22 protein-coding genes are annotated in these 23,384 nt (G+C 72.5%); 12 read left to right on the top strand and 10 right to left on the bottom strand.

Annotated elements, in window-relative coordinates; translation table 11 throughout:
• Positions 1 to 7: 7 nt before the first annotated feature.
• Together ACWC0C_RS43285 and ACWC0C_RS43290 are read right to left on the bottom strand one after the other, a co-directional pair.
• Complete coding sequence (locus tag ACWC0C_RS43285) at positions 8 to 3,181, bottom strand: amidohydrolase family protein (RefSeq protein ID WP_450870279.1); 3,174 nt, start codon at positions 3,179 to 3,181, stop codon at positions 8 to 10.
• A gap of 139 nt (positions 3,182 to 3,320) precedes the next feature.
• Positions 3,321 to 4,655: a hypothetical protein gene (locus ACWC0C_RS43290; RefSeq protein ID WP_450870281.1), complete on the bottom strand. Its 1,335-nt coding sequence runs from the start codon at positions 4,653 to 4,655 to the stop codon at positions 3,321 to 3,323.
• A 113-nt stretch (positions 4,656 to 4,768) separates the two neighbouring features.
• On the opposite strand from ACWC0C_RS43290, the gene ACWC0C_RS43295 reads away from it, so the two are divergent.
• Positions 4,769 to 6,001 carry a molybdopterin-dependent oxidoreductase gene (locus tag ACWC0C_RS43295; RefSeq protein ID WP_450870282.1) on the top strand — a complete coding sequence of 411 codons (1,233 nt, stop codon included), beginning with the start codon at positions 4,769 to 4,771 and terminating at the stop codon, positions 5,999 to 6,001.
• A gap of 313 nt (positions 6,002 to 6,314) precedes the next feature.
• Here ACWC0C_RS43295 and ACWC0C_RS43300 read toward each other — a convergent pair whose 3' ends face one another.
• The 3 genes from ACWC0C_RS43300 to ACWC0C_RS43310 are packed head-to-tail and all read right to left on the bottom strand — an operon-like array spanning position 6,315 to position 8,382.
• Positions 6,315 to 7,079: a methyltransferase domain-containing protein gene (locus tag ACWC0C_RS43300; RefSeq protein ID WP_449194531.1), complete on the bottom strand. Its 765-nt coding sequence runs from the start codon at positions 7,077 to 7,079 to the stop codon at positions 6,315 to 6,317.
• Positions 7,076 to 7,693, bottom strand: a complete 618-nt coding sequence (locus ACWC0C_RS43305; RefSeq protein WP_450870284.1) for a TIGR04282 family arsenosugar biosynthesis glycosyltransferase — start codon at positions 7,691 to 7,693, stop codon at positions 7,076 to 7,078. Before ACWC0C_RS43305 ends, ACWC0C_RS43300 begins: the two co-directional genes overlap by 4 nt.
• Entirely contained in the window at positions 7,690 to 8,382 is a 693-nt protein-coding gene (locus tag ACWC0C_RS43310; RefSeq protein WP_449194529.1) for a glycosyltransferase family 2 protein, read from the bottom strand. The genes ACWC0C_RS43305 and ACWC0C_RS43310 overlap by 4 nt, the downstream gene beginning before the upstream one ends.
• A 112-nt stretch (positions 8,383 to 8,494) precedes the next feature.
• Here ACWC0C_RS43310 and ACWC0C_RS43315 point away from each other — a divergent pair, with 112 nt between their 5' ends.
• Together ACWC0C_RS43315 and ACWC0C_RS43320 are read left to right on the top strand one after the other, a co-directional pair.
• On the top strand, positions 8,495 to 9,256 hold the full coding sequence (locus ACWC0C_RS43315; RefSeq protein WP_450870286.1) for a response regulator transcription factor: 762 nt from the start codon (positions 8,495 to 8,497) through the stop codon (positions 9,254 to 9,256).
• Positions 9,253 to 10,365: a sensor histidine kinase gene (locus ACWC0C_RS43320; RefSeq protein ID WP_449194527.1), complete on the top strand. Its 1,113-nt coding sequence runs from the start codon at positions 9,253 to 9,255 to the stop codon at positions 10,363 to 10,365. Before ACWC0C_RS43315 ends, ACWC0C_RS43320 begins: the two co-directional genes overlap by 4 nt.
• A gap of 7 nt (positions 10,366 to 10,372) precedes the next feature.
• On the opposite strand, the gene ACWC0C_RS43325 is transcribed toward ACWC0C_RS43320, so the two are convergent.
• Positions 10,373 to 10,675, bottom strand: coding sequence for a hypothetical protein (locus tag ACWC0C_RS43325; protein WP_449194526.1), 303 nt, complete (start codon positions 10,673 to 10,675; stop codon positions 10,373 to 10,375).
• 86 nt (positions 10,676 to 10,761) lie between these two features.
• On the bottom strand, positions 10,762 to 11,751 hold the full coding sequence (locus ACWC0C_RS43330; protein WP_450870288.1) for an NAD-dependent epimerase/dehydratase family protein: 990 nt from the start codon (positions 11,749 to 11,751) through the stop codon (positions 10,762 to 10,764).
• Between the two features lie 319 nt (positions 11,752 to 12,070).
• Here ACWC0C_RS43330 and ACWC0C_RS43335 point away from each other — a divergent pair, with 319 nt between their 5' ends.
• Complete coding sequence (locus tag ACWC0C_RS43335) at positions 12,071 to 12,943, top strand: SGNH/GDSL hydrolase family protein (protein ID WP_450870290.1); 873 nt, start codon at positions 12,071 to 12,073, stop codon at positions 12,941 to 12,943.
• A 21-nt stretch (positions 12,944 to 12,964) separates the two neighbouring features.
• Here the strand turns inward: ACWC0C_RS43335 and ACWC0C_RS43340 are convergent, their stop codons facing one another.
• The gene (locus ACWC0C_RS43340) at positions 12,965 to 13,765 is read right to left on the bottom strand and encodes an SDR family NAD(P)-dependent oxidoreductase (RefSeq protein WP_450870291.1); all 801 of its coding nucleotides are present in this window, start codon (positions 13,763 to 13,765) and stop codon (positions 12,965 to 12,967) included.
• An 88-nt stretch (positions 13,766 to 13,853) separates the two neighbouring features.
• Between ACWC0C_RS43340 and ACWC0C_RS43345 the strand changes: the two genes are divergently transcribed.
• Both ACWC0C_RS43345 and ACWC0C_RS43350 read left to right on the top strand, forming a co-directional pair.
• A complete protein-coding gene (locus ACWC0C_RS43345; RefSeq protein WP_449194522.1) occupies positions 13,854 to 14,705 on the top strand; it encodes a helix-turn-helix transcriptional regulator in 852 nt (283 codons plus the stop codon).
• A 79-nt stretch (positions 14,706 to 14,784) separates the two neighbouring features.
• Positions 14,785 to 15,435 (top strand): DUF6518 family protein, encoded by a 651-nt coding sequence (locus tag ACWC0C_RS43350; RefSeq protein WP_450870293.1) that lies wholly within the window; start codon positions 14,785 to 14,787, stop codon positions 15,433 to 15,435.
• Positions 15,436 to 15,465: 30 nt separating this feature from the next.
• Here the strand turns inward: ACWC0C_RS43350 and ACWC0C_RS43355 are convergent, their stop codons facing one another.
• Positions 15,466 to 16,608 (bottom strand): glycoside hydrolase family 19 protein, encoded by a 1,143-nt coding sequence (locus ACWC0C_RS43355; RefSeq protein WP_450870295.1) that lies wholly within the window; start codon positions 16,606 to 16,608, stop codon positions 15,466 to 15,468.
• Positions 16,609 to 16,703: 95 nt separating this feature from the next.
• On the bottom strand, positions 16,704 to 17,501 hold the full coding sequence (locus tag ACWC0C_RS43360; RefSeq protein WP_450870297.1) for a lectin: 798 nt from the start codon (positions 17,499 to 17,501) through the stop codon (positions 16,704 to 16,706).
• Positions 17,502 to 17,729: 228 nt separating this feature from the next.
• On the opposite strand from ACWC0C_RS43360, the gene ACWC0C_RS43365 reads away from it, so the two are divergent.
• The 6 genes from ACWC0C_RS43365 to ACWC0C_RS43390 all read left to right on the top strand — a co-directional run bounded on the left by ACWC0C_RS43365 (position 17,730) and on the right by ACWC0C_RS43390 (position 23,292).
• Positions 17,730 to 18,095: a 5-carboxymethyl-2-hydroxymuconate Delta-isomerase gene (locus tag ACWC0C_RS43365; RefSeq protein WP_450870299.1), complete on the top strand. Its 366-nt coding sequence runs from the start codon at positions 17,730 to 17,732 to the stop codon at positions 18,093 to 18,095.
• A gap of 76 nt (positions 18,096 to 18,171) precedes the next feature.
• Positions 18,172 to 18,825: a maleylpyruvate isomerase N-terminal domain-containing protein gene (locus ACWC0C_RS43370; protein WP_450870301.1), complete on the top strand. Its 654-nt coding sequence runs from the start codon at positions 18,172 to 18,174 to the stop codon at positions 18,823 to 18,825.
• A gap of 233 nt (positions 18,826 to 19,058) precedes the next feature.
• Complete coding sequence (locus ACWC0C_RS43375) at positions 19,059 to 21,251, top strand: MMPL family transporter (RefSeq protein WP_450870303.1); 2,193 nt, start codon at positions 19,059 to 19,061, stop codon at positions 21,249 to 21,251.
• A gap of 226 nt (positions 21,252 to 21,477) precedes the next feature.
• Positions 21,478 to 21,747 carry a hypothetical protein gene (locus tag ACWC0C_RS43380; RefSeq protein WP_450870304.1) on the top strand — a complete coding sequence of 90 codons (270 nt, stop codon included), beginning with the start codon at positions 21,478 to 21,480 and terminating at the stop codon, positions 21,745 to 21,747.
• A complete protein-coding gene (locus tag ACWC0C_RS43385; protein ID WP_450870306.1) occupies positions 21,732 to 22,766 on the top strand; it encodes a phosphodiester glycosidase family protein in 1,035 nt (344 codons plus the stop codon). The genes ACWC0C_RS43380 and ACWC0C_RS43385 overlap by 16 nt, the downstream gene beginning before the upstream one ends.
• A 67-nt stretch (positions 22,767 to 22,833) precedes the next feature.
• Positions 22,834 to 23,292 (top strand): PPOX class F420-dependent oxidoreductase, encoded by a 459-nt coding sequence (locus ACWC0C_RS43390; RefSeq protein ID WP_450870308.1) that lies wholly within the window; start codon positions 22,834 to 22,836, stop codon positions 23,290 to 23,292.
• Positions 23,293 to 23,384 lie beyond the last annotated feature (92 nt).

Consider the following 23,384-nt stretch of genomic DNA (forward strand, 5'->3'; position numbering starts at 1 on the left):
CGCCGTCCTACCCGGCGTCCGTGCCGAGGTGGCAGCACGAGCCCTGCCGGAGGTGACCGGCCACCTCGAGCCACGTCATGTCCCGGGGAGGTTCGTGGACGGCGGATGGGTCGCGACGGTGAGCGGACGTCAGGTCGCCCTGGGTGCGGGGGACTCCCTCGCGTACCACGACCGGGATGTCGACGAGCGTGTCGAAGTCGGCGAACGGGTCGCCGGCGACGATCGTCAGGTCGGCGATCTTGCCCTCCTCGACCGTACCGAGGTCGGCGTCGAGGCCGAACAGCCGGGCCGGCTCCGCGGTCGCGCTGTGCAGGGCCTCGGCGGGCGTGAAACCGTGCGCGTGCAGGGCCCGCAGGCCCAGATGCAGGGAGAGACCGACCGGGACCAGGGGCGCGTCGGTGCCCAGGGAGATGCGGGCGCCCTGTGTCGCGAGCTGCCGGTAGTCGGCCATCTCGGCGGCCAGGGCCTGCCGTTGCTCGTCCGTGGGCGTCTTCTGGGCGTTCGCACGGACGGCCGCGACGTCCCAGGGCGGCATGAGGCGCGTCACGCGCGGATCGTCGGCCAGCCGGGGATCCTCAGCGAGCAGGATCTGCGCGCTGAACGGCGTGATGATCAGGGCGAAGGAGCCGTCGGCGTACTGCTGCACCAGATCCTCGCCGATACGGCCCCGCGGGGTGGTGGCATGCCCGAACTCCAGGCGCTGGGTGGCCTGCAGATGGGTGGTCAGGTCCTGGCCCGCCGACCGTCCGGGCGAACACAGATGGCTGCCGCTGGGCACGCCCAGCGCATGCGCGGCCTCGGCCGCCTCGGTCATGACCTCGCCCGGAGCACGCACGTAGGTCTTCACGAAGTCGACGTCCAGGGCGCCGGCGCGCCGGAGCGTGCGCCGGACGCCGTCCCGGGTGCGGTGGGCGCGGCCCATGGCGTACGCGGTGCGCGCCCCGTCGATCAGTTCGGCGCAGGCCAGCTGCCGCGGCCCGAGCAGATCCCCGGACCCGGCCGCCTCACGCAGCCGGACCGCCTCGTACAGCGGACTGCCGAGGCAGAACGTGGTCGTGATGCCGTACGCCAGCGTGGTGAGGCTCTGCCGGGCGCCGTAGGTGGCCGGATACGGGTGGGTGTGGCTGTCGAAGAGACCGGGGACGACGGTCCGGTCGGAGGCATCGAGGGTGCGGTGTCCGGGGCGACGGGCACGGTGCGGCTCGACGGCGGTGATCCGCTCGCCGGTGACGAGGATGTCGACGTCGTGCCGTGGCGGCGCGCCGGTGGCGTCCCACAACTGCCCGGCGTGAATGCGCAGCGGCTCCGGGGAGTTGACCGCACCGCGCCCGGTGGACAGGCCGTGCGGGAGCGTGTGAGCGCGTGAGCCGGTGACGAAGAGGCGGCGCAGCCGGCCGTCGGAGAGGTACAGGAGCGTGCCGGAGTCCGCGGACCAGCTGGGGTGGTCGGCCGGTTCGTCGGTGAGCCGGCGGGCGGGACCGGCCGGCGTGCCGTCGGCCGCCACCGGCAGCAGCCACAGCGCCGACTCGGCCACCAGCGCCATCCAGCGGCCGTCGGGGGACCACACGGGCCCGGAGGCGACCCGGTCGGACAGCGACTGGTGCTCGGCGGGCAGGTGACGGCGTTCGCTCCCGGTGCGGGTGTCGATGACGCGGATGAGGTTGTATCCCTCGCGGAAACGCTGGTTGAGCCGGTTGCGGTCGCAGAAGGCCACGTACCGTCCGTCGGGCGACCAGGTGGGTGCCCCGGGCGGCCCGTCGGTGGCCAGCGGCCGGGCCAGCTGCTGCTCCTCGCCCGTGGCCAGGGTGCGCAGCAGCAGGTTCCCGGTCACGTCCTGGCAGGCCAGGCGGGAGCCGTCCGGCGACAGCGCGGGGTACAGGCGGCCGCCTGCGGTCAACGGCTCGTCGGCGCCGCTGTCCAGGTGGTGACGGCGTACGGCCACCAGCCCGTCCTGATCCGTGCAGTACAGCAGGCTGCGCCCGTCCGGCGCCCACGCCGGCATCTGCAGCAAGTGGACGTCGGCCGCCTGGAGCAGCTTGCGCGCAGGGCCCCCGACCGGCATCAGCCACAGGGCGTTCAGCGCCACGAAGGCCACGCTGCGACCGTCGGGGGACAGGGCCGGCCGGTGCAGACCGCGCACCGGGGCCGGCGACCGCGGCGCGAGCGGGCGCCGGTGACGCGGCCCGGACGGACCGGGCACCGGCATCCGCGCGGTGAAGGGCACCTCCCGCACGGAGGATCCGCCGAGGGAGCGGACGCGGATCAGGCCGTCGCCGACGTACAGCAACTCGTCCTCGCCCAGCCAGCACGGCGGAGCCGCCGCCAGATCCTCGTCCGCCGTCAGGAGCTCGCCGTCGACCATCAGCCGCGCCGCGGCGGCCGGCGAGCCGGGGGTGCCCGCACCGGTCAGATGCACATACGCCAACCGCCCCGAGGGCGAGACCGACGGGCACAGCAGGCGGCCCGCGGTCACCGTGCGCAGCACCTCGGCCTCGCCTCCCGCGACCGGCACCCGGACCAGCGACAGGCCGCCGTCGTTGCCGCCGCCCGGCGCGTGGGCGGCGCGCACGCACACCAGCGACCGCCCGTCCGCCGACCAGGCCGGATCGAAGTCCTCGAACGCCCCGCCGGTGAGCTGCCGGAGCCGGCCGTCGGCCAGGTCCAGCACCCACAGCCCGTACGAGCCACCGGCCGTGGCGTCGCCCCCGCGCTCGGAGGAGAAGGCCAGTCGGGTGCCGTCCGGCGACCACGCGACCCCGCGGTCGTCCCAGGGCCCGTCCGTCAACTGCCGCAGCTCGCCGCCGTCCGGCCGCAGCGTCCACAGGTGGAAGCCACCCCCGCGATAGGCGCACACGGCCAGCGTCTCCCCGTCCGGGGATAGCGCCGGGCGCGTCGCCTCCAGCTCCCAGCCCGTCACCTGTACGGCCGTTCCCCCCTCCCGGGGCACCCGCCACAGCACCCCCTGCACCTCGGCGATCAGCGCGCCGCCGGGCCGGCCGGTGACCGAACCGCCGGTCGTCCGGGTGTAGGTGAGGTACCGCTCGCTGCCTGCGGCCCGCGCACCGGGCCGGTCCGGCGGAGCCCCCTCTGCCGCCACGGCACGCGAGGAAACGGCGGCGGTCACCAGCCCTGCCGCCGCCGTCCCCAGAAACCCGCGCCGATCGACGATCCCGAAGTCCATCCCTGTCCCTTCCTGCCGTGTCCGTCCAGCGAAAGGGCAGCGGTACGCCCCGCACCAGTACGCGATTTCGGCCACACCGGCCCCGTCCCACGCCCAGGGCAACGCCCGGACCGCACGACGGTCACGCGCGTGCGCCCGCTCACCAGCCCGTCAGCAGCAGGTGGTTGAGGAGCAGGGCCAGTGCCGCCTGGGCGGTGAGCCAGGCGCGGGGGCGGGGGAGGAGGGCGCAGGCCGGGAGGAGCCAGAGGGCGAAGGGCAGCCAGATGCGTTCGGTCTCCGCCTTGCTCATGCCGGACAGGTCGGCGACCAGCAGGGCGAGCAGCGCGGCGGTGACGAGGAGCGCCGGCCGTGTGTCGGCGGGGCGTGCGCGCCCGGGCGTGGGGAGCAGTGCCGTGGTCGTCCGCCGCAGGCCCGCCGCCGTGGCCGGGCCGGTGATGACGGCGGTGCAGGCGAGGTTGGCCCAGACCCAGTAGCCGTAGGGGCGGGTGCCGCCGATGCCTTGGTAGTAGCGCGTGACGAGGAGGTGGTAGGCGTGCCACCAGTCGAAGCCCGCGAGGGTGAACACCACCGGGAACACGGCCAGTCCGGCGAGCAGGGAGAGGAGGAGGGCGGGGCGTTCGCGGAGTGCGGGGCGGGCCAGTACCACGACCGCCGCGCCGATCAGCGCGAACAGCGTGAGGCCGTAGGAGAGGTAGCAGGTCAGGCCGAAGAGGAGGCCCGAGGCCGCCGCGCAGCCGTGGGACCGGCGCGTCAGGGCCAGGGCGAGCAGCGCCACGGACCAGGCGGCGACGGCCGCGAAGTAGGCGTCGGCGGAGGTGCCCTGCCACACCGCCGCCGGGGCCAGCACCAGAAAGGGCGCGGCCCGGCGCGCGAGGGTCTCGTCGGCCAGGGCCCGGAGCGCGATCAGCACGGCCACACATCCCGTCGCCCCCACGGTGACGCACCACATCCCGGCCCAGCCACCGCCCCGCAGCCCGATCCGGTCCAGCAGGACGAAGGTGAGCGTGGCGGCCGGTGGATGGCCGGCGATGTGGGCGGGCCAGGGGTCGGGGGTGCCGCTGACGATGTGGTGGGTGAAGTCGCGCAGGGTGGCCGGGATGTCGTGGAACCGGTCGATGACGCTGAGGTACTCGTTGCGGGTGGTGAGCCGCACCGCGATGCCCTGGTGCCAGCCGTCGATCAGGGCGAGGGACAGGATCCAGGCGACAGCGCTCGCCCAGGCCGCCGCGAGCAGCGCCCGCCAGGGCAGTCGGGCCGCCACGGAGGGGCCGTACGCCACGGTGGCCGCCGCCACCGCCAGGGCCGCCGGGGTGCCGGGGCCGAGGTGCGGGTTCCAGTCCGCGAACAGCGGCGGCCAGTGCACGAACAGGGTGTGGCGGGTGTCCTGGATGTGCCGGCCGACGACGACGGCCGCCGTCACGAGCAGGGCGGCGGCACCGGCGGCGTACAGGTCGCGGCGGAGAGATCGGGTCACACCGGAACGCTAGGCCGGGGGAGCGGCGACCGGCCGCCGTACGGGCCGGACGTCAGCGTTTCGTCACCGGTCGCGGACCCGTTTCCGGGGGTCTCCCGGCCTACGGTCGGGACATGCGCGACCATCCCCGGCTTCCCACTTCCCCAGGCTTCTGGCGCAGCCCGCTGCGCGGCCCCTGGCTCACCTCGGTGCTCGGCCTCGTCCTGCTCGTCGGCATCACCGTGCTGTTCGTCACCGGCCTGGTGTCGTACGCCGCTTACAACCCGGGCCTGGCCCGGGTCAACGACCAGACACCGGACAAGGGCGTCCTGGGCTTCTACCTCTTCGCCTGGCCCACGGATCCGGTGTGGCTGTACCGGTTCACCCAGGGCCTCCATGTGACCCTCGGCATCACCCTGATCCCCGTCCTGCTGGCCAAGCTGTGGTCGGTGGTGCCGCGGCTGTTCACCCTGCCGCCCGCCCGCTCCCTCGCCCACGCGCTGGAGCGGATCTCGCTGTTGCTGCTGGTCGGGGGAGGACTCTTCGAGTTCATCACCGGAGTGCTCAACGTCCAGCTGGACTATGTCTTCCCCGGCTCCTTCTACCCACTGCACTTCTACGGGGCGTGGGTGTTCTTCGCCGCCTTCGTCGCCCACGCCGTGCTGAAGATGCCGCAGGCGCTACGGGCCGTACGGCGGCGCCGGCACGAGCAGAGCGACCTGGTCTCCCCTCGCCCCGCCGCGCCCACCGTCTCCCGGCGCGGCGCGCTGGGGCTGGTCGGCGGCGGTTCCCTGCTGCTGTTCCTGACCACGGTCGGGCAGAGTCTCGGCGGCCCCTTCCGCCGCACGGCCCTGCTCGCGCCGCACGGCACGGCCGATCCCGGCGGCGGCCCGAACGGCTTCCAGATCAACAAGACCGCCGCCTACGCCGGCATCACCCCGGCCGACACCCACGAGGACGCCTGGCGGCTCGTCGTCACCGGCCGCACCGGAACCGTCCGGCTCAGCCGCGCCCAGCTCCTGCGACTGCCGCTGCACAGCGCGTCGTTGCCCATCGCCTGCGTGGAGGGCTGGTCGACCGCCGACCAGTGGTGGCGCGGGGTGCGGCTGCGCGACCTCGCGGCGCTCGTCGGGTACGACGGTGATCCGCCGGACGTGCTCGTGGAGTCCCTGCAACGACACGGGGCCTTCCGCCGCGCGGCCCTGCGCGCCAACCAGGTGGCCGACGGGCGCTCCCTGCTCGCCCTGTACGTCAACGGCGAGGAACTGTCCCCCGACCACGGCCACCCGGCGCGGATCATCGTGCCCGCGGCACCCGGTGTGCTCAACACCAAGTGGGTGGCCCGACTGACCTTCGGAGACCTGTGATGCCGCGCCGCGTGCCCCTCGGCAGCCCTTTCCAACTGCTGCTGCTCGCCTGCTCGTTCGCGCTCGCCGCGTACGCCGGCATCCGGCTGCTCGCCGGTGACTGGTTCGGGGTGGCACTGTGGATCGTGGGTGCCGCCCTGCTGCACGATCTCGTCCTGCTGCCGCTGTACACGCTGGCGGACCGGGCCGCCGTAGGCGGTCTGGGGGCGGCCGGACAGCGCGGCCGGACGCTGTACGTGCGCGTCCCGGCGACGCTGTCCGGGCTGCTTCTGCTCGTCTGGTTCCCGCTGATCAGCGGCATGACGGCCGGGCGTTACCGGTCGGCCACCGGACTCTCCCCGGACGGCTTCCTCACCCGCTGGCTGCTGATCACCGCCGTACTCTTCGGCGGCTCGGCGCTGCTGCTGGCGTGGCGCGTGGGCCGGGTGCGCAGGGCGGCGAAGCACCGGCCGTCCGCCGACCACTGAGCGACGGACCGCCACCCGGCCCCGCGCGCGTACCGCAGCAGGGCCGGGGTGCCGAGCCGCGCCCAGGGGAAGGGGGCACCGGTGGCCCGGGCGGCGCCGATCGTGTCGACGACCTGGACCCGGGCGCGTTCGTCGACGTGTCCCGGCACGGTCTCGGCGATCAGCAGACCGCCCGGGCGCAGCAGCGCCGCCACCCGTTCCAGCAGGGCGGACGGTTCCCCGCCGATGCCGATGTTGCCGTCCATGAGCAGCACGGTGTCCCAGCGGCCCTCGCCGGGCAACGGCTCGAAGACCGAGCGCCGCAGCGCCTGCCCGCCGAGCCCGATCGTATGGGCGACGGCGGCCTCGCTGACGTCGATGCCGAGCACGGTACGACCCCGGGCGGCGAGCTCCGCCACCAGCCGGCCGGGACCGCAGCCGACGTCCAGGACGGCGCCCTCGCAGCGGTCCAGCACCGCCCGGTCCACGGCGTCCGCGCGGGCGCACCAGCGCTCCACCTCCAGCGGCAGCAGCCAGCCGTCGGTGCGGCGCAGGAACAGCGGGCCGCGGCCGGTGCGCAGGGCGGCCGCGTAGGGGTCGGCGGCCGCCCAGGCGACCAGGCTGCCCCTCATCGCGGGGTGACCGGCGTACAGCGGGCCAGCCGTGCCGCGAACCGGCCGTGCGGGGCCAGCGCGGCGACCGCGTGGGCGTCGGCGGCGGTGTCGACGTCCCGCAGCCGGGGCAGTTCGCGCACCCGCAGCCCGGCGGCCAGCAGGCGCTCCCGCTGTACGGCACCGGTCTCGGGCGTCGACATGGGTACCCCCCGCAGCAGCGCGGGGTCGGGCTCGGCCAGGCCCAGGGCCCAGAAACCGCCGTCCTCGGCCGGGCCGAGGACGGCGTCGCAGTCCGCGAAGTCCACGGTGAGCAGCTCCGGCGTCACCTGCGGCGTGTCCATGCCGATGAGCAGGGCCGGTCCCGAGCAGTGCGCGAAGGCGTCCGCCAGCCGCTCGTCCAGCCCGCCCGCGCACTGCGGCAGCACCTCGAAGCCGGCCGGCAGCCACGGTCCCGGCGCCCCGTCGAGGACGAGGACCCGGCGGGTCGCGGGGGTCGCCGCCACGGCGTGCAGGGTGTCCGCGAGCGCCGCCTCCGCGAGGCGGGCCGCCTGCTGCGGGGTGAACGGCGGGGTGAGCCGGGTCTTGACCTGCCCCGGCAGCGGTTCCTTGGCGATGACGAGCAGCGTGGTCACCGTACGAGCTCCCTGTCGGCCGGGGGCTCGGCCAGCACGCGGCTCATGTCCCGTACCGCCTGCCAGGTGCCGCGCCAGGTGCCCGTCACCTTGGAGGCACCGGTGCGCGGCCGGTAGGGCACGTCGTGCTCGGCGATGCGCCAGCCGGCGTCGGCCGCGCGGACGACCATCTGCAGCGGATAGCCGCTGCGCCGGTCGGTGAGGCCGAGCGCGAGCAGCGGCTCACGCCGGGCGGCGCGCAACGGGCCCAGGTCGTGCAGGCGCAGCCCGGTACGGCGGCGCAGCATCCGGGCCAGCGCGAGATTGCCCGCGCGGGCGTGCGCGGGCCAGGCACCCCGGCCCTCGGGGCGCCGCCGGCCGAGCACCAGGTCGGCCGCGCCGGCCCGGATCTCCCGCACGAAGGGCACGAGCAGCGCGGGATCGAGGGAGGCGTCGCAGTCGCAGAAGCACACGATGTCACTCGTGGCCGCGGTCAGTCCGGCGTGGCAGGCGGCGCCGAAGCCGCGCCGCGGCTCGTGCACCACCGTCGCGCCGAGCGCGCGGGCGATGTCGGGGGAGCCGTCGGTGGAACCGTTGTCGACGACGAGGGCGCGCCAGCCGGCCGGGATCCGGCCGAGCACCCAGGGCAGGGCCTCGGCCTCGTCCAGACAGGGCAGCACCACGTCGACGTCCGCTGAAGTGGTCGTCACGGTTTCACCCTACGAACGCCAATCGGGCAAATCGGACTCTCGGTCCTTACGAAACGCGGACGCCCGGCCCACGGCCCGGCGACGGCGGGGCCCGGGGTGCGACGCTGGAGGCATGCAACCGCCGTACGAGCCCCACGAGACCGAAGCCGCAGGCGAGGCGGCCCGGATCCTGGTCGTGGACGACGATCCGACCGTCGCCGAGGTCGTCACCGGATATCTGCACCGCGCCGGCTATGTGGTCGACCGCGCCGACGACGGCCCGACCGCTCTGACCCGTGCCTTCGCACACCGGCCCGACCTGGTCGTGCTCGACCTGATGCTGCCCGGCATGGACGGCCTGGAGGTATGCCGGCGGATGCGGGACCGCGGCCCGGTGCCGGTCATCATGCTCACCGCCCGCGGTGACGAGGACGACCGCATCCTGGGCCTGGAGGTGGGCGCCGACGACTACGTCACCAAGCCCTTCAGCCCCCGCGAACTCGTCCTGCGCGTGGAGTCGGTGCTGCGCCGCAGCCGCCCCGCCGCCACCGGGCACCGGCTGGCCGCGGCCGGGCTCTCCGTCGACCCCGACGCCCGCAGGGCCACCAAGAACGGCGGCGAACTCGCCCTCACCCTCCGCGAGTTCGACCTGCTCGCCTTCTTCCTGCGGCACCCGGGCCGCGCCTACAGCCGCGAGGACCTGATGCGCGAGGTCTGGGGCTGGGACTTCGGTGACCTCTCGACGGTGACCGTCCATGTGCGCCGGCTGCGCGGCAAGGTCGAGGACGACCCGGCCCGGCCCCGCCTGATCCAGACCGTGTGGGGCGTGGGCTACCGCTTCGAGCCCGGCCGCGAGTCCGGCTGCGAGTCCGGCGAGGCGGTGCTGCGGCCATGAGCGCCACGCTCCTCATCGCCCTCTACGCCTTCGCGGGCGCCGCCGCCGCGGGGGCCGCGGGAGCGGGCGTGCTGCGCCTGGTCCGGCGTCGCTCGCTCACCGCTTCCATCGCCGTGGTCGCCGCGGTCGGTGTCGTCGCCATGCTCGCCGGCACGCTAGCCGTCGCCTGGGCGATGTTCCTGTCCTCGCACGACCTGAGCGTGGTCACCACCGTCGTCGCGATGGCGGCCGTGGTCTCCCTGGCCACCGCGCTGCTGCTGGGCCGCTGGGTCGCGGCCCGCAGCCGCGAACTCACCGACGCCGCCCGCTCCTTCGGCGACGCGGGCGCCTTCGCCGCTCCGCACGGCCCCGCCACCGCCGAACTGGACGCCCTCAGCCGGGAGCTGGCCGCCACCAGCGCGCGGCTCGCCGAATCCCGGGAGCGGGAGCGGGCGTTGGAGACGTCCCGGCGCGAGCTGGTCGCCTGGATCTCGCACGACCTGCGCACCCCGCTGGCCGGACTGCGCGCCATGTCGGAGGCGCTGGAGGACGGCGTGGCCGCCGACCCCGGCCGCTACCTCAAGCAGATCCGCACCGAGGTCGAACGGCTCAACGACATGGTCGGCGACCTCTTCGAGCTCTCCCGCATCCACGCGGGCACCCTCCCGCTGAGCCCCTCCCGGATCTCCCTGTACGACCTGGTCGGCGACGCGGTGGCGGGCGCCGACCCGCTCGCCCGGGAACACGGGGTGCGGCTGGTGGGTGACCGTGTCGAGCCCGTACCGGTGGAGGTGGACGGCAAGGAGATGACGCGCGTGCTCGGCAACCTCCTGGTCAACGCCATCCGCCGGACCCCGCCCGACGGCACCGTCGCGATCGCCGCCGAGCGCACCGACGAGGGCGTGGTGCTGTCCGTCACGGACGGCTGCGGCGGCATCCCCGAGGAGGATCTGCCGCGCGTCTTCGACACCGGGTGGCGGGGCAGCGATGCCCGGACCCCGCCCGCCGGGGCGGGGCTGGGGCTGGCGATCGTACGGGGCATCGTCGAGGCCCATCAGGGCCGGGCGACCGTCCACAACATCCCGGGCGGCTGCCGTTTCGAGGTGACCCTGCCGACGGCGGAGGTGTGAAGGGCCACTATTCCCGGCGGCAGTCGATCGCGCTCGGGGACTGACTCCGGCAGGTGAGCCCGCTCCCGGGGCCGATGAGACGCGAGAGGAACGGTGTGATGTCCTTCTCGCAGGACAGGCCCGGGCCGTCCTCGGGGTCCTCGTTCGCGTGCTCGCAGACCCTGGCGATGACGGTGCCGCTGTCGACCTTCTGGCCGGGCGGCGGCGTGTCTGCGAAGGCCGATGGGGCGAGGAGGCCCACGCCCAGCATCGATGCGGTGAGCAGCGCTGCGACCTGGGCGCGGGTCGGCCTCGGGGTCCGTCGCGACATGGCTGTCCTTTCGACTGGTTCAAGCGAATTCCGTGCGAAGCAACGCCATGATCGAGGGCGGCGCCCTCCCGCAGGTGTGGACACGCTCAGTGCGTTCGCGTGAACTCCTGCATTCCTTCCGCGAAGCCCACCTCCGGCTTCCAGCCGAGTTCCGCGCGCAGTCGGGAGGAGTCCGCGGTGATGTGGCGGACGTCGCCCAGGCGGTACTCGCCGGTGACGACCGGGTCGGGGCCGCCGTGCGCGGCGGACAGGGCACGGGCCAGGTCGCCGACGGTGTGCGGCTCGCCGCTGCCGGTGTTGTACGCCGTGAGGATTCCGGGGCGCGGCCCCGCCTCCAGCGCGACGACGTTGGCCGCGGCCACGTCCCGTACGTGGACGAAGTCCCGCCGTTGCCGGCCGTCCTCGAACACGCGCGGAGCATCGCCGTGTTCGAGGGCCGAGCGGAAGAAGGAGGCGACGCCGGCGTACGGCGTGTCGCGGGGCATCCGGGGGCCGTACACATTGTGGTAGCGCAACGAGATCGCGGTGCCGCCCGTGGCGCGGGCCCAGGCGGCCGACAGGTGCTCCTGGGCGAGCTTGGTCGCGGCGTAGACGTTGCGCGGGTCGGGCGGGGCGTCCTCGGTGACCAGGCCGGGGACGAGCGATGCGCCGCACCGCGGGCAGGGCGGTTCGAAACGGCCCGCCTCCAGGTCGGCCGTGGCCCGCGGACCGGGGCGTACGACGCCGTGCGCGGGACACTCGTAGCGGCCCTCTCCGTACACCACCATCGACCCGGCCAGCACCAGCCGCCCTACGCCCGCATCGGCCATCGCGGCGAGCAGGACGGCGGTGCCCAGGTCGTTGCGGGAGACGTACTCGGCCGCGTCCGCGACGCCGTTGCCGAGGCCCACCATGGCCGCCTGGTGGCAGACCGCGTCGACGCCGGACAGGGCGCGGGCAACCGCCCCGGGGTCGCGTACGTCGGCGCCCGGAACGGCTCGGACGTCGTACACGAGCGGCTCGTGCCCGCTCGCCCGCAGCGCCTCGACGACATGGGACCCGATGAACCCGGCACCGCCGGTGACCAGTACACGCATACGGCCACGCTAGCCGCGGACGGCGGCGCGACCGGGTGACGCGGCTGCCGCGTCATGACTCCGTAAGACCTGGACACGGGCGGGTGGGCGCCGACTGTGTGAGCGTTTCAAAAATTTCGGTCGGCAACATTGACTCGTCGCCTCGGCGACCGCACATTACCTAGCGGTAGTACCCGGCGGTAACACCCGCGAACCGGCATGTACCGCCCGTACCTCCCCCTGCTCCGAGCCGCCGCATTCTCGCGCACCAGCACACGCGCGGGCATCGCCATGCCCGCCTGCTTCGTGACCCCACCCCGAGAAGAGGGAGTGCCTGCCCATGCCCATGCCTGCCCTGCGCCGTGCCATCGCCGCGACCTCCGCAGTCGCCGGTGCGCTGGCCCTCGGCCTCACCGCCGTACCCGCCCAGGCCACGACACCCCTGAACTACGCCGCCCTCGGCGACAGTTACAGCGCCGGCTCGGGCGTCCTGCCCGTCGACCCCACCAACCTCCTGTGCCTGCGCTCCACGGCCAACTACCCCCATGCCGTCGCCGCCCGCACCGGGGCCCGGCTCACGGACGTCACCTGTGGCGCGGCCCAGACCAAGGACTTCACCGCGTCCCAGTACCCCGGGGTCGCCCCTCAGGCGGACGCGGTCACCGCCGACACCGACCTGGTGACGCTGACGATCGGCGGCAACGACAACGGCACCTTCATCAACGCCATGATCGCCTGCGGCACCGCGGGCATCCTCAGCGGAGGCAGGGGCAGCCCGTGCAAGGACACGTACGGCAGCTCCTTCGACGACGCGATCGACGCCCACACCTACCCCGCGCTGAAGAACGCGCTGCGCGCTGTGCGGGCCAAGGCGCCCGACGCCCGCGTGGCGGTGCTCGGTTACCCGTGGATCACGCCGGCCGAGGCCGACCCGTCCTGTTTCGCCAGACTGCCGGTCGCCTCCGGCGACGTGCCGTATCTGCACGCCCTCCAGGCCCATCTCAACGCCGTCGTCCAGCGCGCCGCCGAGGAGACCGGGGCCACCTACGTGGACTTCTCCAAGGTGTCCGAGGGGCACGACGCGTGCCAGGCCGTCGGCACCCGGTGGATCGAGCCGCTGCTCTTCGGGCAGAACATCGTCCCGGTCCACCCCAACGCGCTCGGTGAGCAGCGCATGGCCGAGCGCACCATGAGCGTCCTCGGCCTCGGCTGACCGAGCGGCGGCGATCGGAGGTCAGGCCCGTGCGCCGCCGTCGACCTTGAGCACCGCGCCGGTCACGAAGGAGGCGCGGTCGCTCAGGAGCCAGGCGGCGGCCTCGGCGATCTCGTCCGGGTCGGCAGCGCGGCGCAGCGGGGTGAGTGCCGTGAGCCGGTCCTGAAGACCGGGCGACCGCGCCTCCCAGGCCCGGATCATCTCCGTCAGGGTGTTGCCGGGCGCGATCGCGTTGACGCGGATGCCTTCGGGGCCGTAGGTCACGGCCGCCGACTCCGTCAGGCTGTTCACCGCCCGCTTCATCGCACCGTACGCCGGCAGTTCGGGATTGCCCCGCAGGCTGCCGATGGACGAGTTGTTCACGATGGCGCCCGCGCCCGCGGTGGCCCGGATGGCGGCGACCTCGGCGACCATGGCCAGCCAGACACCCTTGAGGTTCACCGTGTACACATGGTCGAACTCGGCCTCCGGGAGCCGGTCCATGGGGCCGGGCGGCTGGATCGTCGCACCGTTGTTGAAGGCGATGTCGAGGCGGCCGTACAGGTCGACGGCGCGGTCCACGGCGGCGCGTACGCTCACCGTGTCGGCCAGATCGCAGACGACGTAGTCCGCGCTGCCGCCCGTGGCCCGTACTTCCTCCGTCACCGCCTTCAGCTGCGCTTCCGTGCGCGCCGCGAGCAGCACCCGGGCGCCTTCCCGCGCGAAGAGCCGCGCCGCGGCGGCGCCGATCCCGCGTCCCGCGCCGGTGATGAAGGCGACCTTGCCTGCCAGCAGGCCCGGTGCGGTCGGAGTGGGGATTGCGGTGGTCTGTGTGTGGTCCATGGCATCGAGCCTGCGTCCGCGAGCGGGGCCCATCCAGGCACCGGCGGTACCTGGATCGCCGGTGCGGCGCACGCGCACACTTGGAGGCGTGGACAGAGCAGAACTGGCGGGCTTCCTGCGCGGCAGGCGCGAGCGGATCAGCCCTGCCGACGTGGGCCTGCCCGCCGGGCCGCGCCGCCGCACACCCGGGCTGCGCCGCGAGGAGGTCGCGCACCTGGCGTACATCTCGACCGAGTACTACACCCGCCTCGAACAGGCCCGCGGCCCGCGTCCGTCACGGGAAGTGCTGGCCGGGCTGGCCCGTGCCCTGCGGCTGTCGGACGCCGAGCGTGAGCACCTCCATCTCCTGGCCGGCGCCCCGCCCGGCCCCGCGCCCGGACCCTCGCGCGAGGTGCGGCAGAGCATCCTCGACCTGGTGCACCGGCTCCCGCGGTCGGCCGCCTTCGTCACGTCGGCCACGCTGGAGGTGCTCGCCTGGAACGAGCTGGCCGCCGCCTTGATGGAGGACTTCTCGGCACTGTCGCGCCGCGACCGCAACCTCGCGCGCCGCGCCTTCCTCGGGCCGCGCTCCGAGGGACGGCGGTTGTACGGGGTGTCCGACGCCGAGGCGTTCGCCCGCCACGCGGCGCGCCGGCTGCGCACGGCCGCCGCCCGCTACCCCGACGACCCGGAGGTGACCGCGCTGATCCACGAACTCCGTTCCGGCAGCGCGGAGTTCGCCCGTCTGTGGGACTCCCACGACGTGGACGTGGAACCCACACTGCGCAAGACGTTCCGGCATCCGCTCGTGGGGCCGGTCACCGTCAACTGCGACGCCCTCGAACTCTCCGACCGCGACCAGCAGGTGGTGATCTACACCGCCGTCCCCGGCACGCCGTCCGAGGAGGCGCTGCGGCTGCTGTCGGTGATCGGCACCCAGCGCATGGACGCGGCCCGCTGAGTCCAGGTATGCATACCGTGTATACATAGTGTGTATAGTGCATGCCGTAGGAGAGCGGGCTGCGACTGTGAGGGCGACGATGACGACCACTACTCCTCGCGGTCAGGTCGGCCTGAAGAGGCGACTGCGCGCGTGGGGCGGCCCCACGGCGTTGGCGTCGGGCGCCGGCGTGCTGCTCGGTGCGCTCACCAACCTGGCCCAGGGGTGGCTTCCCGGAGCCTGGCAGCAGATCGCCAACTCCGGAGCCGTGTGGTCCGCCGTCGCCTTCGCCGCCGGAGCGCTGTTGTCCCGGCAGGGTCCCCTGTCCCGGTCCGCGATCGGCGGCCTCGGTGCGGAGGCCGGCCTGGTCGTCGGGTACTACGGCTACGCCCAGTTCGGCCGCGACGGCGCGGGGGACCTGTTCTTCCCGCTGGTGTGGCTCGGTATGGCCTGTGTGGCGGGACCGCTGTTCGGCGTCGCCGGTCACTGGTGGCGGCGCGGCCGGGACGCGCGTCGCCGCGTCACCGGCCTGGCCGCGTTCGCCGGTCTCTTCGGCATGGAGGGCCTGGCATATGCCTGGACCCTCCACTACGCCACGCAGGCATGGGCATGCCTCGTGCTCTTCGTTCTCATCCCGCCGCTCATGGCCCGTACACACAGGGAGCGCGCCTTGACGCTGGGCGCCGCCGTGGTCTGCGCACCTCTCGCCTACGCCGTCATCGAACTGCCCCTCCAGACGCTCTCGGCATGAGGCGACATGCCCGAAGGCGGGGAGACCCGATCAGCAGTACAGGTCGCTGCCCGGTGAGACGCCGAGGATCTGGGTGAAGCGCCGGTAGGCGTCGACGCGGCTCTGTACCTGGGCCGGGTTCTTGCCGTCGCATTCAAGGGAGCCGTTGATGGAGCGGATGGTCTGGCCGAATCCGGCGCTGTCGACCATGGCGTTGTGCGGGGTCGTCGTGCCGGGTCCGGACTGGGTGTTCCAGTACCACAGGCCGGTCTTCCAGGCGACGGCGGCATTGTTCTCCACCTGCCAGGGGTTGTTCAGGAGGTCGATGCCCAATGCGTCGCCGGCGGCCTTGTAGTTGAAGTTCCAGGACAGCTGGAGGGGGCCGCGCCCGTAGTAGGCCGCCTGTCCGGCCGGGCAGCCGTAGGGCCGGCTCCAGTCGCAGTAGGTGGGGTAGTTGGCGGTGTTCTGCTCGACGATGTACACCAGGCCGCCGGTCTCGTGGCTGACGTTGGCGAGGAAGGCGGCGGCTTCCTGCCTCTTGACCGTGTCGCTGCCGGTGTCGGCGAAGCCGGGGTAGGCGCTCAGGGCCTGGACGAGGCCGCTGTAGGTGTAGAAGCCGTTCCGGTTCGGGAACATCTGGTTGAACTGGGCTTCGGAGACGACGAATCCGGACGGGGTGCCGCTGCCGCCGCCGGCCGGAGCGTTCCACTTCTGGTTCGCGCCACCCGAACAGGTCCAGATCTGCAGCCGCGTGCCGTTGGTGCTGTTGTTGTCCCGCACGTCGAGACACTTGTTGGCGGCCGGATTGACGATGTCGTGGGCCGAGGTGACCACCCACTGCTGGTTGGCGCCGCCGGAGCAGTCCCACAGCTGGACGGCCGCGCCGTCCGCGGTGCCGCGGTCGACGACGTCCAGGCACTTGCCGAGCGCCCGCAGGGTTCCGTCACCCGGGTTCGACCAGATCTGGGCGTTGGTTCCGTTGCAGTCGTAGAGCTGTACGGCGGTGCCGTTGGCGCTGCCGGCTCCTGCCACGTCGACGCACTTGCCGGCCAGCCCGGTGATCCGGCCGTCCGCGGCCTGGGCGGGCGCGGCGGTGAACAGCGCGGCGAGGAGGGCGGCGACGATGCCGCCGGCCAGGAGGCGTCCGAGGCGTCTCAAGCGGCCGCAAGGAAGTTCGGCGAGATGGATGGGCATCGACAGCTACTCCTGTCCTGGTCGGGAGGATGGGGTGGGTGCCGGTGTCGGCGGGCGGTGCCGTGCCGCCGGCCGGCGCGGTGGTCGCCCGGAGATCAGTCGAGGACGGTCTCCGTGACGACGATGTGGCCGGCGTCGGGATCGAGGCTCCCGCCGAGCCGGCCGAAGGCGCCGTCGGTCAGGTCAAGGCACTTGGGTTCCTGGGGAGTCGAGGCGAACGTGCCGCGGTCGTTGACGCGGACCACCAGCGACCTGCCGTTGGCGGTGTTGGTGACCTGTACCCGTGTGCCGAAGGGCAGTTGGGGCCGGCGGCTGAGCGAGGTCGCCGCGGTGTCGGCGTTGTTGTCGAAGAGCTCGCCGCTGGCCGTCAGGGCTCCGGGCGGCTGGGGGCCGTAGTGGGTCGCCCAGCACTGGTCGGATGCCTGGGTCGCGGGCGCGTTCCACTTCTGGTTGGCTCCGCCGCCGCAGGTCCAGATCTGGATCCGGGTGCCGTTGGCGGAGTTGTCGTCGGTGACGTCGAGGCACTTGTTCGCCTGCGGGTTGACGATGTCGTGGGTGGAGGTGACCGTCCACGACTGGTTCGGGCCGCCGGTACAGGTCCACAGCTGGACCTTGGCACCGTCGGCGGTCGAATCGCCCGTGACGTCCAGGCACTTGCCGAGGGCGCGGATCGTGCCGTCGCTGCCGACGGTCCACTGCTGGGCGCCGGTGCCGTTGCAGTCGTAGAGCTGGACGGGCGTTCCGTCGGCCGAGTTGGCCCCGGCGACGTCGAGGCACTTGCCGGCGAGGCCGGTGATGGCACCCGTGGCGGCCGCGGCGGGCGAGGCGCTGAGCAGGCATGCGGAGAGGCCCAGTGCTGCTGCGAAGACGGCAGCCGGGAGGGACCTGGCCATGAACAGGGTGGCCCTTTCGGTGGGGGGTGGGCATCGGGCGGCGCACGATGACTGGCTGAGCCGTGAAACTAGAGGTCCAGACCAATTGCGTCAAGTAGTGAAGTAAGCCATGAGGAAAGGGGGTTGGGCTCGCCGCACCTTGGGTGTGGGGGGCGAGGTGAACCCCGGTGGTGGCGTGGGGGAAAATAGTTGCCTATTGAAACTACGGGAACGCGTGAAAGGCCCGCCATGCCGTATCTCACCGTCGACTACTCCTCCCGGCCGGCCGGGGCGTTCGACGCCCGTGCCTTTGTGCGGGAGCTGCATCCGCTGGTGGTCGAGGAGTCCAGGACGACGGGCGTGTGCAAGACGGTGCTTCGCCCGGCGGAGATGTATGCCGGCGAACAACCGGGCGGTGCGACCGTCTTCGTGCACGTGGAGGTCGGCCTCATGCCCGGCCGCCCCGAAGCGCTCAAGGCGCGGCTGTCCGAGAGTGTTCTGGCCCTGCTCGCCAAGCATCTGCGGGTGAACGACGACGGCGAGGAGCGGGTGTTCCTCTCGGTGGAGGTGCGCGACCTCGCCGGCTCCTACCGGCTTTCGCCGTCCGGGCGATGAGCCACACGGCGGAGTCCGACAGGACCCGCCGGAATTCGGTTGTTGGCCGCGCCGGTCTCGCACTAGCGTGCGGCCAGTGGATCTCTTCTCACGCTCTTGGACGGCATTGCGCACGGCGGTCGCGGAACTCCCGGACGAGGACTTCGTCCGTCCGTCCGGCTGCTCCGGCTGGCTGGTACGGGACCTGGTGTGCCACCTGGTCATCGACGCGCAGGACGTCCTGATCACCCTGGTCACGCCCGCCGACACCGAACCGACTGTGGACGCGGTGACCTACTGGAAGCTCGTCGAGCCTCCGACCGGCGAGGATCCGCTCGATGCGCTGATCCCTCGGCTGGCCGCCGCCTACGGCGAGGCTCGGTGGCTGAAGTTCCACTTGGACGACGTCGGTTCGGCGGCGGGCCGCGCCGCGGAACTCGCCGATCCGGCCGTCCGTGTCGGCACCCGCGACGAGGTGCTGACAGTCGGCGACTACCTGTCGGCGTACGTGGTCGAGTGGACCCTGCACCACCTCGACCTGATCGCGCATCTGCCGGCGGCCGCCGAACCGCCCGCCGAGGCCCTCGCGGCGGCGCGCGCCTCGCTGGAGAAGATCGCCGGTACGGCATTCCCCGCCGCGCTCTCCGACAAGGACGCGCTGCTGATCGGTACCGGGCGCCGTACGCCGACGGACGCGGAGAAGGCCGTACTGGGCGACATCGTCGCCGAACTCCCGTTCGTTCTTGGCTGAGCGGCCCGTCCTCGCTCCTCCGTGCCCCTTTTGCGCTCCCATGTCCCCTGGGCGCTTGAGCATCACTTGAGACGAGAACGCACGATGAGAGGATTTTCGTACTCGGTCACTACCATGTGATCCCCAAGACAACCATATGACCGGCCCGTTAGATGCGTGCCGTTCGGGGTCGCCGATGCCAGGGACCGCTCCCCCAGGCTGCGGTGATCTTCCTGTCCAGGAGGACCTTCCGCATGTTCCGACGTATTGGCACCACAGTCGTCCGACATCCCGTGTGGACGATCGTGGCATGGCTGATCGCCGCGGTGGCGATTGTCGCCACCGCTCCGAGTCTGCCCTCGAACAGCGACGAGAGCAGCTTCCTACCCAAGAGTTACGAATCGATCAAAGCAGCGGACCTCCAGCAGAAGGCGTTCCCCAGCGCCTTCACTCCGTCCGCGATCGCGCTGTACCAGCGCACGGACGGCGGCAAGCTGACCGCCGCCGACAAGCAGGACGTCGCCCGGATCACCACCGAACTGGGCAAGAAGCACATCGACCAGGTGCAGAAGGTCGTCCCCGGCCCGCCGTCCAAGGACGGCAGGTATGACCTGACCCTGGTCCAGATGGACAGCAAGAACGCCGGTCAGCCCAAACAGGCCGACGCGGCCAAGGTGTTGCGTGACGACATCAAGCAACTGGCCAAGGGCACGCACCTCGACGTCAAGCTCGGCGGTTCCGCCGCCCAGGCCCTCGACCAGCAGGACTCGTCCAAGCGCGGACAGGCGCTGATCGGCTTCGGCACCTTCGCGATCATCCTGGTCACCTTGCTGATCATCTTCCGGGCACCGATCCTGGCCGTACTTCCCCTGGTGCTGATCGGCCTGGTGTCGGCCGTCGCCAACGGCCTGATCTCCTACGCCACCAAGCTCTTCGACCTCCAGGCGAACAGCTCGATCTCGTCGATCCTGATCGTCGTGCTCTTCGGTGTGGGTACGGACTACTTCCTGTTCCTGATGTTCCGCTACCGCGAACGCCTGCGCGCCGGTGACGAACCCAAGCAGGCCATGATCAACGCGGTCGACAGGGTCGGTGAGGCCATCGCCTCGGCGGCCGGGGCCGTCATCATCGCCTTCCTCGCGCTGGTGCTGTCCACCCTCGGCTTCCTCAAGCAGATGGGCCCGGCACTCGCCATCGCGGTCGGCGCGACCCTCGTCGCGGGTCTGACCCTGATCCCCGCCGTGGTCTCGCTCATCGGACCGAAGGTCTTCTGGCCCTCCAAGTCCTGGAAGACGGAGCCGGAGAACGCCCGGTTCGCGGCGCTCGGCCGCGGAGTGCAGCGCCGCCCGGCGCTGACCGCAGTGGTGTCCGGCATCATCCTGGCCGCGCTGTCGCTCGGCATCCTCAGCTTCCATGCCACGTTCGACCTGGCCGCGGGCTCCATGCCCAAGACCAAGGAGTCCATGGTCGTACAGGACCAGATGCAGAAGGCGTACTCGGCGGGCGCCGCGGCACCCACCGACGTCTACCTGTCCAGCGCCGACGGCAAGCCGCTGGACAAGGCCGGCTTCGACGCGTACGCGCAGAAGCTCGGGGCCGTGGACGGGGTCGACAGCGCCCGGATGACCCAGCTGAACAAGGACGGCACCACCGCCGACTTCACCGTCACGCTCAAGTACGAGGCGTCGACGGACAAGGCGATCGACACCGTGGGCGAGGTGCGCGACGTCGCCCACACCAACGCCCCTGACGGCACCACGGCGGTCGTCGGCGGCATGTCCTCGATCTACAAGGACATCAACACCGCGGTGAACCACGACTACAAGACGGTCTTCCCGGTGGCCGCCATCCTCATCATGGTCATCCTGGGCCTGCTGCTGCGCAGTGTGGTCGCGCCCTGGTATCTGATGGCCTCGGTGGGTCTCGGTTTCGGCGCCACCCTGGGTGCCACCGTGTGGATCTTCCAGAAGGGGCAGGGACACTCGGGTCTGATGTTCATGCTCCCGGTGATCATGTACCTGTTCGTGGTCGCCATCGGCACCGACTACAACATCCTCATGATCGCCCGGCTCCGCGAGGAGGCCCGCGAGGGTCGCGAGCCGCGCGAGGCGGCCGGGATGGCGCTGCGGCATGCCGGTCCTACCGTCGCCGCGGCCGGCTTCATCCTGGCGGCGACCTTCGCCACGATGATGCTGGCGGGCAACTCGCTCCTCTCGGAGATGGGTTTCGCGGTGTCCTTCGGCATCGCCGTCGCCGCCTTCGTGATGGCGATGTTCTTCACCCCGAGCCTCACCGCACTGATCGGCCACGCGGCCTGGTGGCCGGGGCACGGCGACCGCGCCGAGGCCACGACGGCCGGGGCGGGCACCGGAGTCCACGGTTCCGTACCTGCCCCCGGCGGGGACCGGAGCTCCGTCGCCCACGATCACGCGGGACGCCGCAACTAGCGGCGATGTGACGGAGGGACAGGACAGGGGGTTCTGCCGGGCCATGAGGACCGGCAGGACCCCTTCCGTTCTGCTTCGACGCCCGCGGTCTCAAGGACACGGCAGCGGTCCGGCTCCGGCGCGCTGCGGTCAACTCGGCCGTCGGCACCCGCAGTTAACCGAACCGGGGCCGGCGGATCAACCGCCGCACGGGTAATCGTCCGACGCGACGAGCACGCTCGCGTGCATGGCATTCACCTCGTACAGACCCGGACCGACTCGCGCGGCGGCCCTCACGGTGGCCGCCCTCCTCCTCCTGCTGCTCGCTCCGCCCGCCGGCCGCGCCACCGCCGCCGAGGCGACGCTCCCGCTCGGCGATCCCGGCCTGACGGAGACCCGCACCACACAGACGCCGGCCGACGGTGTGACCCTCACCCGTATCGTCCGGGGGACCGAGCCGGCCCCGGCCGACCAGATCAACACCACCCCACGCGGCCCTGGGTGGTCGACGTCCTGACGATCGACCCGGGCAGGGCGCGCGGCCACCTCCGGGCCACGCACGGCCCCGATCTGGCCCACACGGAGAAGACGACCGAACTGGTGCGTTCCTCCGGGGCCCTGGCAGGCGTCAACGCCTCCTTCTTCACCTTCACCGGCAGCGCGGAGTACCCCGGCGACCCGGTGGGGCTCGGCCTCTACGACGGGCGGCTGCTCAGCGAGCCCACCGGCGACAGCACGGAGGCCGACCTCGTCGTGGACGCCGACCTCAACCGCGTCCTGACGGGCTGGCTGAGCTGGTCGGGCAGCCTGCACAACCGGCGAACCGGGGCGACGCTCCCCTTGAAGTACGTGAACCATCCGCCCGCCGTCCCGGCGGCCTGCGCCGATCCGGCCGACCCGACCCGGTGCACCGTTCCCGGCGACGTCGTGCGCTTCACACCGGAGTTCGCCGGGACCACGCCGGCCGGCGCGGGCGTCGAGGTGGTCCTCGACCGGCACGGCTGCGTCGTACGCACGCAGCTGACGCGAGGCACGCACCTGACCTCCGGTCAGACCTCGGTACAGGCCACGGGCGCCGACGCGGCGGCCCTGCTGCACACCGCGGACGGCGGCTGCCTGCGCACCGACTCCGTGCTGAGCGACGAGCAGGGCCGCCGACTGCCCGTCCACCCGGGGCTGTTCGGCGTGAACGGGCGCTATCGGCTCACCGCGCACGGCCGTGTCGTGGTGTTGGCCGGCTCGGGCAGCTTCTTCGCGCGCAACCCGCGCACGATCGCCGGTACGACCCGAGAAGGCGAGATCGTGCTGGCGACCATCGACGGCCGCATGACCACCAGCGTCGGTACCACCATGGACGAAACGGCGGCCGTCGCCCACGCCCTGGGCCTGACCGACTCGGTCAACCTGGACGGCGGCGGTTCCACGACGATGTCCATCGAGGGCACACTGGCCAACCATCCCAGCGGACCCGCCGAACGGGCCGTCGGTGACGCCCTGGTCTTCGTACCCGGCCCGTACCGCCCCGACGAGCGCTGAAGCCCCTCCCGCCGGCACGTGCGGCCAGGCCGGAATACCGGCCTGGCCGCAGGCAGTTGATCACGGCATGACCCAAGGACCCGCGCCCCGCTCCCTGTCCGGCGAAGCCCTCTCGGACCTGCTGGCCAAGCAGCAGTTCGGCACCCTCGCCACGGTCAAACAGAGCGGGCACCCTCACCTGACCACCATGCTCTACACCTGGGAACCCGAATCCCGCATCGTGCGGCTGTCCACGACCGCCGACCGCGTGAAGGCGAAGCACCTGCGGCGCGATCCGCGAGCGGCGCTGCACGTGCAGGGCGGGGACGTGTGGTCGTTCGCCGTCGCCGAGGGCACGGCCGAGGTCTCCGAGATCACGAAGGTGCCCGGTGACGCGGTCGGGCGGGAACTGCTGGCGATGATCCCGCCGGCCGCGAAACCGGAGGACGAGGACGCCTTCCTCCGGCAGCAGGTCGCCGAGCGGCGGATCGTGATCCGCCTGCGCGTGGAACGGCTCTACGGGACGGCCCTGGACATCAACGGCTAGCTACTTGCCCCTGAAGAAGTCCGGGGCTGTCTCTGGGTTGTCCTCTGGGGAGAGCTGGTGAGGGCCGGTCTGTGACCGCGACAGTGGAGGCG

The organism is Streptomyces sp. NPDC001709 (assembly GCF_053596375.1).